Here is a 13,172-nt window from a genome sequence, read left to right as displayed (position 1 = left end):
GGCGGCCTTGCACGAGCGGACCCCAGAGACGCACGTCATCGACTTCCGCGCCGCGGAGCAGCTGCTGGAGGCGCGCGACCCGCGCGGCGCCGTCCAGCTCCTCGACCCGGTGATCTCCGCCCATCCGGAGAACACCGCGGCCCGGCTGCTGCGCGCCCGCGCCTTCTTCGCCGCGGCCCAACTGCGGCCCGCGGAGCTCGAATTCCAGATAGTGCTGGAGCGCGAGCCCGACAACGCCTTCGCGCACTTCGCGCTGGCCCGCACCCTCCAGCGCGCCAACCGCGCGGAGGAGGCCCAGCGGCACTTCCGGCTGGCCGCCGCCCTTGACCCGCGCCCCGACTACCTGGCCGCGGCCCGCTTCGGCGACTCGCCCGACGCGTCCGGCGGCACCGGCCCGGGCACCCCCGGCACCTTCGGCTTCTCCGACGACGCCGGCTGACAGCCATGGCAGCGCTGTGGGTCATCCTCGCGATCGCCGCCGTCCTCGGCCTGTTCAGCAGCTTCCGCGTGGTCAAGCAGTACGAACGCGGGGTGATCTACCGCTTCGGCCGGGTCAGTTCGCTGCCGAAGGAGCCGGGACCGCGCATGCTGGTGCCCTTCGTCGACCGGATGACCAAGGTCAATATGCAGGTCGTCACGCTGCCGGTGCCGTCCCAGGACGGCATCACGCGGGACAATGTGTCGGTACGGGTCGACGCCGTGCTCTACTTCCGCGTCGTCGACCCGATCCGGGCCACCGTCGATGTGCAGAACTACGAATTCGCCATGCTCCAGGTCGCCCAGACGTCGCTGCGCTCCATCATCGGCAAGAGTGAACTGGACGACCTGCTGTCCGGGCGTGAACGCCTGCACGAGGGCCTTGAGTTGATGCTGTCCACGCCCGCCACCGGCTGGGGCGTGCACATCGACCGGGTCGAGATCAAGGACGTGGCGCTGCCGGAGTCCATGAAGCGGTCGATGGCCCGGCAGGCCGAGGCCGACAGGGAACGCCGGGCCCGGATCATCACCGCGGACGGCGAACTCCAGGCGTCGCAGAAGCTGTCGGAGGCGGCCAGGACCATGGACGCCAATCCGTCGGCCCTTCAACTGCGGCTGCTCCAGACCGTGGTGGAGGTCGCGGCGGAGAAGAACTCGACCCTCGTCATGCCCTTCCCCGTGGAGATGCTGCGCTTCTTCGACCGGGCCGCCGCGCGGGGCGACCCGCCGGCGCAGGAGGCGAAGGCGGACGGGTCGAAGACCCCGGCCACCGACGAACTCGCCGCCCCGGAAACCCAGTCGGCGGTGGAGGCCGCCCCCGAGGAACCGCCCGCCCTCGACCGGAAGCAGACCGGGCCGCTGCAGATCCCGGACCCGCGCTCGTCCGAGGAGTGAGCCCCATCGGCGGCCGGCCACGCGGTGAGTCCCGGCTCACCGCGTCCAGTCGATCTTGAACACCCAGGCGTAGCGGCCCTTCGCCCGCGCCGCCGCCGGCACCCGTACGGTCAGCGTGCCGCCGTCGAAGTCCCAGTCCAGTGGCCGGTCGTGACCGAGCATCGTCACCCGGTCGCCCTTGCGGACCGGCACCGGTGCCTGGACGGTGAGCGTGCTGCCGGGCTCGGCGAGCGAGGAGATGTAGAACGCCCTGCCCTGCCTGACGCTGAACCGCAGGTCACCGAGTTGCGCCATCGGCGCCCAGTAGGTGGTGCCGTACACCGACTCGCCGTTGACCTTCAGCCAGGCCCCGGTCTCGCGCAGCCGCTGCTGCATGATCGCCGGGATCGTACCGTCGGCCTTGGGGCCGATGTCGAGCAGGAAATTGCCGTTCTTGCTGACGATGTCGACCAGGCTCCGCACCACCTCCTCGGCCGTCATGTAACGGTCGTCGGGGGTCGCGCTGTTGTAGCCGTAGCTGTGCGGGTCGAGGCCGCGACTGGCCTCCCACTTGGCCACCACCGTGGAGTTGTAGGTGGTGTATTCCGGGGTGGTGAAGTCGTGCGGCGCGATCCCCGAGCGGTCGTTGACCGTGACGTCCTTCGGACGGCCGCGGTTCTTGGCGTTGTTGAAGTAGTCGGCGAGCACGTGCTCGCAGTCGTTGGCCCCGCCGATGTCGCACCAGATGACGTCCGGGTCGTAGCCGTGGATCAACTCCCGCATCTGCGGCGCCTGGTAGTCCTTCACGAAGTCCTTGCCCGCGGTGTAGCCGGTGTACGGCACGGGCTCCAGCGTGTACGGATTGCGGGGCGCGTGCCCCATCCACGGGCTGTCGGGGTTGAACCACTCCGGCATCGAGAAGTACAGCCCGTTGCGCAGTTGCGGGGTCCAGCGGCGGGAGGCCGCGAAGAGGTCGCCGACCAGGTCGCGGTGCGGGCCCATCCGTACCGCGTTGCGGTCGGAGACCTTGGTGTCCCACAGCGCGAAGCCCTCGTGGTGCTTGGAGGTCAGCACGTAGTACTCGGCGCCGGCTTCCTGGAACAGCTCCACCCAGGAACGCGGGTCGAAGCGGCTCGCGGTGAACAGCGGGATGAAGTCGTCGTACGCGAAGTCCTCGCCGTAGGTCCGCGCGTGGTAGGCGTGCACCGGGTCGTCGGTGCCCTGCATCGAATTCCAGTACCACTCGGCGTACGACCCGCCGACCGGTGACCAGGCGGGCACCGAGTAGACGCCCCAGTGGATGAAGATGCCGAATTTGGCGTCGCTGAACCAGTACGGCGCCTGATGGGTGCTCAGCGAGGCGTCGGTGGGCCGGTAGTCGGGGGTGCCGAGGACCAGCGGGGTGCTGCGGGCCGAGGCGGTGCCGCCGCGGCCCGCGACCCGGACGGTGCCGGTGGCGGCCGTGCCCGCCGCGGTGCCCGCGGTGTTGCGGATGCCGATCCGCAGCCGGGCCTGCTCGCCCGGGCCGAGCACCGGGATCGCGGCCGGCGCGAGGGTACGGGCGCCGGGCACGGACACGTCGACCGATACGGCGTCGGCCGGGGTGATCCACGCGGTGCCCGCGTTGAGCACGGTCGCCTCGATGCTCTGCGTGCCGCGCGGCCCGGTCAGGGAATTGGTGGAGGCCGCCGAGCGCAGCAGCAACGCCCGCCCGGCGGCGGCCGGTTGCAGCGACAGGGCGAAGACGTGCAGCGCGGAGGTGCCTTCGGTGGCCGGGCCGGTGACGGGCAGCGTGACGGCGACGGCGTCGCGGGCCGGGTCCGTCCACAGGTCGCTGATGCCGATCGCGACCGGGTGGGCGTCGGTGCCGGTCGGCGAGTAGCGGAAGGACGCGGTGAGTTCGCCGCCGCCGGAATACCAGTCGGAGCCGCCGAGCGGCGCGCTGGAGGTGCTGCCGTCGGCGTAGTGCACGGTCGCGGTGCCGGAGGCGGCGCCGTAACTGCACGAGACGAGGAAGGAGGCGGACAGATAGCGGCCCGGCGGCAGGTCGAGACGCTGGCCGTTCGCCACGATGTTGTTCTTCGCCCCGGCAGCGGAGGAGGGGAAGAGGAAGTCCACCCCTCCGATGACTGTCGGTCCGGCGGGAAGTTCCTCGCCGGGGAAGGAGTAGCCGGAACCGTCGAAATTCCCGCCCCGGGCGGCGGCGGTGTCGATGCCGTCGTTGTCGAACCAGGCGTCGAGGGGGACGGGAACGGCGCCGGGAACGCTGCCCCACGTATCGGAACGGTGCGCTGACGTGCTGGTGTCGGCAGTATCGGCTGCCGCGCTTCCGGTGACGATGGCACTGCTCGCCACGGCGGCGCCGGCCGCCAACACGAGCACCTGGCGACGGGGGAACCCCTGCGTCGGGGACATGCGCCCTCCCTGCATCCTGTGTGGAGCGGCTCATCCGGAGATGCTCAGCGAAGCTCCGCGATGGTCCGCGAAGGAATACATCCGATGACTGATCCTGGGGAGGTGAGGCGTCCCTGTCAATGGATCCGACAAGAAAGGGGTGCTGCGCACGGCGAGCGGGGCGTACGGAAGTGCCGCGGCGCGGGCGGGGGGTGACGTGCCGTCAGGGGCAGCCGCCGGTGGCAGGCGATGACACGGCCTGAGCGCAGCCGCGGGCGCGGGCGCCGAGGCCGGTGGTGCTCGGGGCCGGGTCAGAACAGCGGCGCGGGCAGCACACCTTCCAGGGCCAGCAGAATCCGCTTGATCTCCAGGCCGCCGCCGAAGCCGCCTATGCCGCCGTCGCTCTCCACCACCCGGTGGCACGGCACCACGACGGGTATCGGGTTGGAGGCCATCGCGACCCCGACCGCCCGTGCCGCGCCCGGCTCGCCCACCCGGTCGGCCAGGCCCTGATAGCCGACGACCGCGCCGTACGGCACCCCGGTCGCCAGCTCGCGCAGCACCCGGCGGTTGAAGCCGGTGATCAGCGACCAGTCGAGCGGCAGGTCGAACTCCTTGCGCTCACCGGCGAAATACGCCTCCAACTGGTCGGTGACCGGCACCAGCCGGGCCGCGTCCTCCACAGGATCGGTGCCCAGTCGCCGCCCCATCGACGCCACCGCGCGCCGTGTCGCGGCCTCGTCGGCCCGGAAGCCCACATTGACCAGACCCTCGTCGGTCGCCGCCACCAGCAGCGGCCCGATCGGGGTCTCCATGACCGTCCAGGCGGTGTTGTTCGTCACGCGGTCCAGCGTAGGACGGGGGTACGACAACGGGGCCGCGCGGCCGTCGGCGCGACGGCGGCACCGGGGCGGGCCGGGCCGATCGTATGACTGTCCTGGCCGGGTCGGGGTCCCGTACCGACTCCGTCACAACAGGTGACGAGACGGTCACCCGGGGAAAAGTGGCCGCCATGACGCGAACCGACTACGCCGACGCGCTCGCAGAACTCGCCCGCGCCCAGCACCGGGTGGCCACCACGGGGCAGCTCGCCGCGGTCGGCGTGCCCGCGAGCGCCGTCCGCAATCTGTGCGCGCCCGGCGGCCGGTGGCAGCGGGTGCTGCCCAAGGTCGTCGTGCTGGGCCCCGGGCCGCTCACCGCCGACCAGCGCTGCCGCGCCGCCCTCGCCTACGCCGGCCACCCCTCGGCCGGCGCCGCGGACCCCGCGGCCGCCGCCGACCCGGCCGACGGCGGCGCCGTGCTGACCGGCGCCGCCGCCCTCGCCCTGCACGGGGTGGGCCGCGCGCCCTTCGAACCGGTCGCAGGCGGCCGGATCGTCGATGTGCTCGTGCCGCGCGACCGCACCGTGCGGACCCACACCTGGGTCCGGGTGCACCACGCCGCCGCGATCGGCGGCGCCCACTACGCGGAAGGGCTGCCCGTCGCGCCGCTCACCCGCGCCATCGTGGACGCCGTCCGCGCCTCCTGCGACCCGCTGTGGCTGCGCGCCGTCCTCACCGAGGCCGTCACCGAGCGCCGCGTCCGGCTGGAGACGCTGGCCGAGGAACTGGCCGCCGAGTCGCTGGCCGCCAAGGCGGGCGTGCCGGAAACACTGCGCGACCTGCGCGCCCAGGCCCGCGGCCCGGTCCCGGAACCACTGCGCGCGCTGGTCCGCGGCAGCCGCGTACGGCCGCCGCTGTGGCGCCCGGTGCTGCGGCTGGACGGCGGCTATCTGGGCGCACCCGACGCGTACTGGCCGCGCGAGGGCGTCGTGCTCGCCATGGCCGCGGCCGTGCCCGCCGCCCGCGAAGGACACGAACGGCTCGCCCGGCTCGGCCTGCGGGTGCTCACCGTGCCGCCGGAGGCGCTGACCACCCGCCCTGGACAGGTCGCGGGCACGCTGCGGGAGGCCCTGGACAGCGGCCCGTACGGGCCCGTCGACCGGATCGCGGTCTTCCCCGGCGCGGGCTGACCGCCACCGCCGCGCCGGTCGGACCACCACCCGCCGCCAGCCCGCGGCCCACCCATGGCTCGCTCCACGCCCGCCGCCTGCCCGCCGCCCGCCCATGGCTCGCTCCACGCCCGCCGCCGCGTCCGGGCCCGGCCGATTGTCAGTGGGGGGTCGTACGGTGGTGACATGCGGCCCGTATCAGACATCGAACGCAGTGTGGCGCCCTTCGAGGTCGTCAGCCCCTACCAGCCCAGCGGCGACCAGCCCGCTGCCATCGACGAGCTCGAGAAGCGGATCCGCGGCGGCGAGCAGGACGTCGTGCTGCTCGGCGCGACCGGCACCGGCAAGTCCGCCACCACCGCGTGGATGATCGAGCGGCTGCAGCGCCCCACCCTGGTGATGGCGCCCAACAAAACCCTCGCCGCCCAGCTCGCCAACGAATTCCGCGAGCTGCTGCCGAACAACGCGGTCGAGTACTTCGTCTCGTACTACGACTACTACCAGCCCGAGGCGTACGTCCCGCAGACGGACACCTACATCGAGAAGGACTCCTCCATCAACGAGGAGGTCGAACGGCTGCGGCACTCCACCACCAATTCGCTGCTGACCCGGCGCGACGTCGTGGTGGTCGCCTCCGTCTCCTGCATCTACGGCCTCGGCACCCCGCAGGAGTACATCGACCGCATGGTGCGGCTCAATGTCGGCGACGTCATCGACCGCGACCAATTGCTGCGGAAATTCGTCGACATCCAGTACGCGCGCAATGACCTGGCCTTCACCCGCGGCACCTTCCGGGTGCGCGGCGACACCATCGAGATCTTCCCGGTCTACGAGGAGCTGGCCGTCCGGATCGAGATGTTCGGCGACGAGATCGAGGCGCTTTACACCCTGCACCCGCTCACCGGTGAGGTGATCACCGAGGACCGGCAGATCTACGTCTTCCCCGCCACCCACTACGTCGCGGGTCCCGAGCGGATGGAACGCGCGATCGCCGGCATCGAGAAGGAGCTGGAGGGGCAGCTCGCGCTGATGGAGAAGCAGGGCAAGCTGCTGGAGGCCCAGCGGCTGCGGATGCGCACCACGTACGACATCGAGATGATGCGGCAGATCGGCACCTGCTCCGGCATCGAGAACTACTCCCGGCACATCGACGGCCGCGAGGCCGGCTCCGCGCCCGACACCCTCATCGACTACTTCCCCGAGGACTTCCTGCTGGTCATCGACGAGTCGCACGTCACCGTGCCGCAGATCGGCGCGATGTACGAGGGCGACGCGTCCCGCAAGCGGACCCTGGTCGACCACGGCTTCCGGCTGCCGTCCGCGCTCGACAACCGGCCGCTGAAGTGGGAGGAGTTCCTCACCCGCGTCGGCCAGAGCGTCTATCTGTCGGCGACCCCCGGCAACTACGAGATGTCGCGCACCAAGGGCGTCGTCGAGCAGATCATCCGCCCGACCGGCCTGGTCGACCCCGAGGTCATCGTCAAGCCCACCGAGGGTCAGATCGACGACCTGGTGCACGAGATCCGGCTGCGCACCGAGAAGGACGAGCGCGTCCTGGTCACCACCCTCACCAAGAAGATGTCCGAGGACCTCACCGACTACCTGCTCGAACTCGGCATCCAGGTGCGCTATCTGCACAGCGACATCGACACCCTGCGCCGCGTCGAGCTGCTGCGCGAGCTGCGCGCCGGCGAGTACGACGTCCTGGTCGGCATCAATCTGCTGCGCGAGGGCCTGGACCTGCCCGAGGTGTCGCTCGTCGCCATCCTCGACGCCGACAAGGAGGGCTTCCTGCGCTCGGGCACCTCGCTGATCCAGACCATCGGCCGCGCCGCCCGTAACGTCTCCGGCCAGGTCCATATGTACGCGGACAAGATCACCCCGGCGATGGAGAAGGCCATCGAGGAGACCAACCGCCGCCGCGAGAAGCAGATCGCGTACAACAAGGAACGCGGCGTGGACCCGCAGCCGCTGCGCAAGAAGATCGCCGGGATCCTGGACTCCTTCGCCCGCGAGGACGCCGACACCGAGGAACTGCTCGGCTCCGGACGGCAGCGCTCGCGCGGCAAGGCGCCGGTGCCGGGGCTGTCGGCGAAGCCCGGCGAGAAGCGGACCGGGAAGACGCTGCCCGCCGAGGAGTTGGCCGACCTCATCGGTCAGCTCACCGACCAGATGCACGCGGCGGCGGCCGAGTTGCAATTCGAGGTGGCCGCCCGGCTGCGCGACGAACTGGGCGAACTGAAGAAGGAGTTGCGTCAGATGAGGGAAGCGGGCATGGCGTAACGCGTGGGAATCGCAGGGAAGTGACCGGTACGCGTCGGCCGGAAGCCGGCCGGAATTTGTCACGCGGCGAACCGGGATACCGTTGCGCGGCGTCTTGTTAGGGTGCGGGGCAACCGCACAAACGGGTGGCACAACCGCACATACGGGTGGAAGGGGACAGCGCGTGACGGTCAACATGACCAAGGGCCAGAAGATCAGCCTGAGCAAGTCCGACGGAGGGTCGCTGACGGCGATCCGGATGGGTCTGGGCTGGCAGGCGGCGCCCCGGCGCGGGCTCTTCGGTTCCCGGACCCGGGAGATCGACCTCGACGCCTCCGCGGTGCTCTTCGCGGACAAGCAGCCGGTCGACGTGGTGTTCTTCCAGCACCTGACCAGTGACGACGGCTCCGTCCGGCACACCGGCGACAATCTGGTCGGCGGCGCGGGCCAGGGCGGCGACGACGAGTCGATCCTCGTGGACCTCCAGCGGGTGCCGGTCCACGTCGACCAGATCGTCTTCACGGTGAACTCCTTCACCGGCCAGACCTTCGCCGAGGTGCAGAACGCCTTCTGCCGGCTCGTCGACGAGACCAACGGCCAGGAGCTGGCCCGCTACACGCTGACCGGCGGCGGCCAGTACACGGCGCAGATCATGGCCAAGGTGCAGCGCGGCGCGAGCGGCTGGTCGATGACGGCCATCGGCACGCCCGCCAACGGCCGGACGTTCCAGGACCTGATCCCGGCCATCCTGCCCGCTCTCTGAGGCACCCCCGGGACCGGACCGCCGTACGGGGGCGGCCGGTCCCGGGACAGCCCGGCCCGCGAAGGGGAACACCCGGCCCGCGGGACGGACCATCACACACGAATGACGGGAACGGGGGCGGCGGACATGACGGCCGAACTGGTCCGGGGACAGAACCATCCGCTGCCCGGCACCCGGATGGAGATCCGGGTGTCGGCGGGCACCCCCGTGGTGGCCGCGGTCAGCCTCGGGGACGAGCAGGGCCGGGTCGTCGGCGACAGCACGCAGTGGCTCGCCCACCCCGGTGTGCCGCAGCTCCCCGGCATCGAGGTGCCGCGGCAGGCCGCCGCCGAGCACCGGCTCGCGGTGGACCTCGGCGCGATGCCGCCGGCCGTGCACCGTGTGCATGTGCTGCTCGCGCTGCCCGGCGCGGCAGGCCGCCCCGGCGCCCCGGCCGCCTTCGGCGCCGCCCCCGCCCCGCACCTGGCCGTCACCACCACCGAGGGCGCCGCCATCGCCGCCTTCACCATCACCGGACTCGGCGCCGAGACGGCACTGCTGGCCATCGAGCTGTACCGGCGGCAGGGCGCCTGGAAGGTGCGCGCGGTCGGCCAGGGGTACCAGGGCGGCCTGCCCGCGCTGTTCCTCGACCAGGGCGTGCCCGACGCCGCCGCCGTGGCCGCGACGATCGACGAGGCCGTCGGCCGGGAGCTGTCGCGCTCCGTGGACCTGCCGCCCGTGCCGCGTACGGTCACCTCGCCCCGGCCGCCCGCCACCGCCGCGCAGGGCGCCGCTCAGCAGAGTGCCCCCGCCGCGCCGTCGTCCTCGGCTTCTTCCGGAGCCCCCGCTTCCTCCGGCCCCGTCGACTACCGGCATCCGCGGCGCAGGTCCACCCCGCCGCCCGCGCAGCCGCCCGGCCGCACGCCGTCCGGATCGCCGTACGACACCCCCGCGACCCCCGCACAGCCGCAGCCGCCGCAACCCGCGGCGGCCCAGGGCAGCGGTCAGCCGGGCACCCCGCACACACCGGTCGCGGGCGACGCCACCGGCTGGTCGATGGAGGAGCGGCTGCACAATCAGGTCTGGGGCATGTTCGAGGATCTGTCGCGTACCGTCGCCGCCTACCGCAGCGCCGTCGACTTCGCCGAGTCCCGTTTCGAGCAGGAGCTGGACCGGCTGCTCGCCGACCCCAGGACCCGCGGCGGCCCCGCCGCCGAGGCCGCCCGCGACCAGGCGCAGGCCCGCCAGTTCGCGCTGGTCGACCAGGCCCGCGCCGTACTCGACCGCGACCTGGCGCAGCTCACCGCCGAGGCCGAGGTCGTCGAGCCCGCGCTGCCCGCGGCCTTCGCCGGCTGGGAGAACCCGGTCTGGCACGCCTACCGGGTGCCGGACCAGCCGCCGCTGGCCGTACGCCTGGGCGCGCTGACCCTGCCGGAGGCGCCCGAGCTGCGCATTCCGCTGCTGGCCCGGCTGCCGCTTGACCGCGGCCTGTGGATCGACAGCTCCGAGGACCGCGGCCTGGCGATGGAGACCGCGGTGGCGATCGCCGCCCGGCTGCTCGCCTCCTATCCGGTCGGCGGCTTCGCCGTGCACGCCCTGGACCCGGCGGGCTCCGGCGGCAAGGCGCTCGCGCCGCTCGGCGCGACCGGCGCGCTCGCCATGCCGCCGCCGGCCGCGGGCGTCGCGGGTGTCGGCGAGGTGCTGAACCGGCTGACAGAGCGGGTCGACCTGCTCCAGATGGCGCTGCGCGGCGGCGCCGCGGACTCGCTGCCGCCCGGCTTCGACACCGCGGAGCAGCTGCTGATCGTCAACGAATTCCCGTACGGCTTCGACGACCGCGCGGTCAACCAGCTGCGCTACCTCGCCGACGAGGGGCCGCGGGCCGGGGTGCATCTGCTGCTGGTCGCCGACCGGGAGGACGCGTCCGCGTACGGGCCGGTCCTCGATCCGCTGTGGCGTTCGCTGCTGCGGCTGACCCCGCTGCCCAGCGACCACCTGGCCGATCCGTGGGTGGGCCACGCCTGGACCTTCGAGCCGTCGCTCGTGCCGCCCGGCAGCCAGGTGCTCACCCAGGTGCTGCGGCAGATCGCGGCGGCGCGGCCGGCGTACGGGGCCTGACGGCTCCCGTCCCGAGCCCCGGGCGCGCGGCCTTCCTCCGGGTAAACCGCCACTGAGCTGCACGCTTGTACGAATCTTTACTATTCCATGGGTAAATCGTGTACTGTTCTTGGTGCGGAGGGGTCCACCGACGGTTGGCCGGCGCTGAACGGACGGCGTCGAGTGGTGCGCTCCTCCGGCAGCGACGACGCTGACAGTTGCCGTATCCATTCGCCGGAGGACCTGTGGACGTCTCCCTCGCCCTCTGGGCGCTCACCATCGCCGGACTGATCGCCCTGATCGCCGTGGACTTCGTCATCGGCCGCAATCCGCACGACGTCTCCGTGAAAGAGGCGGGGATCTGGACGGTCGTCTGGGTCGTGCTCGCCGGGCTCTTCGGGCTCGGCCTGCTGGTCTTCGCAGGTGGTGAGCCCGGCGGCGAGTTCTTCGCGGGCTACATCACCGAGAAGTCGCTGAGTGTCGACAATCTCTTCGTCTTCGTCCTGATCATGTCCAAATTCGCGGTGCCGTCGCAGTACCAGCAGCGCGTCCTGCTGGTCGGCGTGTTGATAGCGCTGGTGCTGCGGGCGGTGTTCATCGCGGCCGGCGCGGCCGTCATCGCCAACTTCTCCTGGATCTTCTACCTCTTCGGCGCCTTCCTGATCTGGACCGCCTGGAAGCTCATCCAGGACGCCCGCTCCGGCGAGGAGGACGAGGAGTTCGAGGAGAACCGGCTGCTCAAGGCGGTCGAGAAGCGCGTACCGTCCACCGACCGCTACCACGGCACCCGGCTGTTCATCCGGGAGAACGGCAAGCGGCTGATGACGCCGATGCTCGTCGTGATGCTGGCCATCGGCACCACCGACGTGCTCTTCGCGCTCGACTCGATCCCCGCGATCTTCGGCCTCACCCAGGACCCGTACATCGTCTTCACCGCCAACGCCTTCGCCCTGATGGGCCTGCGCCAGCTGTACTTCCTGATCGGCGGCCTGCTGAAGAAGCTGGTGCACCTGTCGTACGGGCTGTCGATCATCCTCGGCTTCATCGGGGTGAAGCTGGTGCTGCACGCGCTGCACGAATCCGGGGTGCACGTGCCCGAGATCTCCATCCCGGTCTCGCTCGGCGTCATCGTCGTCGTGCTCGCGGTCACCACCGTCACCAGCCTGATCGCGTCCAAGCGGCAGGCGGCGGCCGAGGGCGAGGCGGCCGACGAGGAGCGCCCCGCGACCCCTGTGCGCTGAGCCGTACGGCCCGAGGTCTACCGTGGCCCCCGTAGCGGACGGTGGCACGGAAGGGCACGGATGGTGGCGAGCAGCCTGGCGACCCAGCGGGCGGGCGCCCCGCACCCCACGGCGCTCCCCGAGCTGACCGGCGCGCGGTACTTCGACGACTGGCGGCTCGACGCCGTGGCACTGACCGTCGTCGTCCTGCTCGGCGTCGCGTACGGGCTCGGCGTACGGCGCAAGCGGCGCGCGGGGGAGCGGTGGCCGCTGTGGCGCACCGCCGCCTTCTACGTCCTGGGTCTGGGCACCCTCGTGGTCGCCACGATGTCGTCGCTGGCCGTCTACGACCGGGTGCTGTTCTGGCCCGCCGCCGTGCAGAACATCCTGCTCGACCTGTTCGCGCCGCTCGGCCTCGCCCTCGGCGACCCGCTGGCCCTCGCCGCCCCCGACGGACGGCTGCGCCGCGCCTTCTCCGGCCGTGCGGTGCGACTGCTGATGTATCCGCTGGTCAGCTCGGTGCTGGTACTCGCCTCCGAGCTGACGATCTACTTCACGCCGTATTTCTCCACCGCCCTCGGCAACGGCCTGGTGCTCCAGTTGATGCACCTCCAACTGCTGCTCACCGGCTGCCTGTTCGTGCTGCCGATGCTCAGCCGCCAGGACCTGCTGCCGTCCTGGTGCGGCCACCCCGTGCGGGCCGCGCTGGTCTTCTTCGACGGCCTCTTCGACTCCGTGCCCGGCATCGTCGTCATGACCAGCGGCACCCTGGTGGCCGGGCACTGGTACGCCGCCCACCCCCGCACCTGGGGCCCGAGCGTCCAGCACGACCAACTGCTCGGCGGCGGCCTGATGCTCACCCTCGCCGAACTCGTCGCCCTGCCTTTCCTGATCCTGGTCTTCTTCGAATGGTGGCGCGCCGAGCGCGAGAAGACCGCGGAACTCGACGCCCGCCTCGATCGCGAGGCACTCGCCGCGGCGACCGCCGTCCCGGCCCCGTCCGCCGCCCAGGCATCCCCGGCATCCCCGGCCGCCCCGCCCGTACCCGAGATGACCCGCCCCTGGTGGGAGACCGACCAGGGCGAGGTCGGCGAACGCATGCGCCGCGGGCGCTGAA

At 71.8% G+C, this 13,172-nt stretch carries 10 protein-coding genes; 8 read left to right on the top strand and 2 right to left on the bottom strand.

Annotated features, from left to right (window positions below; genetic code table 11):
- The first annotated feature begins 7 nt into the window (after positions 1–7).
- Both BM076_RS17300 and BM076_RS17295 read left to right on the top strand, forming a co-directional pair.
- A complete protein-coding gene (locus BM076_RS17300; RefSeq protein ID WP_245796115.1) occupies positions 8–439 on the top strand; it encodes a tetratricopeptide repeat protein in 432 nt (143 codons plus the stop codon).
- Positions 440–444: 5 nt separating this feature from the next.
- On the top strand, positions 445–1,371 hold the full coding sequence (locus tag BM076_RS17295; protein ID WP_093714457.1) for a slipin family protein: 927 nt from the start codon (positions 445–447) through the stop codon (positions 1,369–1,371).
- A gap of 36 nt (positions 1,372–1,407) precedes the next feature.
- On the opposite strand, the gene BM076_RS17290 is transcribed toward BM076_RS17295, so the two are convergent.
- Both BM076_RS17290 and BM076_RS17285 read right to left on the bottom strand, forming a co-directional pair.
- Positions 1,408–3,765, bottom strand: a complete 2,358-nt coding sequence (locus tag BM076_RS17290) for an alpha-L-fucosidase (protein ID WP_093714456.1) — start codon at positions 3,763–3,765, stop codon at positions 1,408–1,410.
- A gap of 290 nt (positions 3,766–4,055) precedes the next feature.
- Complete coding sequence (locus BM076_RS17285) at positions 4,056–4,559, bottom strand: methylated-DNA--[protein]-cysteine S-methyltransferase (RefSeq protein WP_093714588.1); 504 nt, start codon at positions 4,557–4,559, stop codon at positions 4,056–4,058.
- 197 nt (positions 4,560–4,756) lie between these two features.
- On the opposite strand from BM076_RS17285, the gene BM076_RS17280 reads away from it, so the two are divergent.
- The 6 genes from BM076_RS17280 to BM076_RS17255 all read left to right on the top strand — a co-directional run bounded on the left by BM076_RS17280 (position 4,757) and on the right by BM076_RS17255 (position 13,171).
- Entirely contained in the window at positions 4,757–5,755 is a 999-nt protein-coding gene (locus BM076_RS17280; RefSeq protein ID WP_093714455.1) for a hypothetical protein, read from the top strand.
- Between the two features lie 165 nt (positions 5,756–5,920).
- Positions 5,921–8,017: an excinuclease ABC subunit UvrB gene (gene uvrB / locus BM076_RS17275; RefSeq protein ID WP_093714454.1), complete on the top strand. Its 2,097-nt coding sequence runs from the start codon at positions 5,921–5,923 to the stop codon at positions 8,015–8,017.
- Positions 8,018–8,180: 163 nt separating this feature from the next.
- On the top strand, positions 8,181–8,759 hold the full coding sequence (locus BM076_RS17270; protein ID WP_093714453.1) for a TerD family protein: 579 nt from the start codon (positions 8,181–8,183) through the stop codon (positions 8,757–8,759).
- A gap of 126 nt (positions 8,760–8,885) precedes the next feature.
- Positions 8,886–10,856, top strand: coding sequence for a TerD family protein (locus BM076_RS17265; RefSeq protein WP_093714452.1), 1,971 nt, complete (start codon positions 8,886–8,888; stop codon positions 10,854–10,856).
- 224 nt (positions 10,857–11,080) lie between these two features.
- Positions 11,081–12,076 (top strand): TerC family protein, encoded by a 996-nt coding sequence (locus tag BM076_RS17260; RefSeq protein WP_093714451.1) that lies wholly within the window; start codon positions 11,081–11,083, stop codon positions 12,074–12,076.
- A gap of 60 nt (positions 12,077–12,136) precedes the next feature.
- A complete protein-coding gene (locus BM076_RS17255) occupies positions 12,137–13,171 on the top strand; it encodes a cytochrome c oxidase assembly protein (RefSeq protein WP_093714450.1) in 1,035 nt (344 codons plus the stop codon).
- Position 13,172 lies beyond the last annotated feature (1 nt).

The sequence above is a fragment of the Actinacidiphila alni genome (assembly GCF_900112845.1).
Lineage (GTDB): Bacteria > Actinomycetota > Actinomycetes > Streptomycetales > Streptomycetaceae > Actinacidiphila > Actinacidiphila alni.
The sequence above is the reverse complement of the archived record's forward strand: the minus strand, read 5'-3'. Positions and strand labels throughout refer to the sequence as shown.

Excerpts from the sequence above, each read along its gene's own strand:
- BM076_RS17295 (WP_093714457.1), top strand. The coding sequence starts at position 445 with ATGGCAGCGCTGTGGGTCATCCTCGCGATCGCCGCCGTCCTCGGCCTG.
- BM076_RS17290 (WP_093714456.1), bottom strand. The coding sequence starts at position 3,765 with ATGTCCCCGACGCAGGGGTTCCCCCGTCGCCAGGTGCTCGTGTTGGCG.
- BM076_RS17285 (WP_093714588.1), bottom strand. The coding sequence starts at position 4,559 with ATGGAGACCCCGATCGGGCCGCTGCTGGTGGCGGCGACCGACGAGGGT.
- BM076_RS17280 (WP_093714455.1), top strand. The coding sequence starts at position 4,757 with ATGACGCGAACCGACTACGCCGACGCGCTCGCAGAACTCGCCCGCGCC.
- uvrB (WP_093714454.1), top strand. The coding sequence starts at position 5,921 with ATGCGGCCCGTATCAGACATCGAACGCAGTGTGGCGCCCTTCGAGGTC.
- BM076_RS17265 (WP_093714452.1), top strand. The coding sequence starts at position 8,886 with ATGACGGCCGAACTGGTCCGGGGACAGAACCATCCGCTGCCCGGCACC.
- BM076_RS17255 (WP_093714450.1), top strand. The coding sequence starts at position 12,137 with ATGGTGGCGAGCAGCCTGGCGACCCAGCGGGCGGGCGCCCCGCACCCC.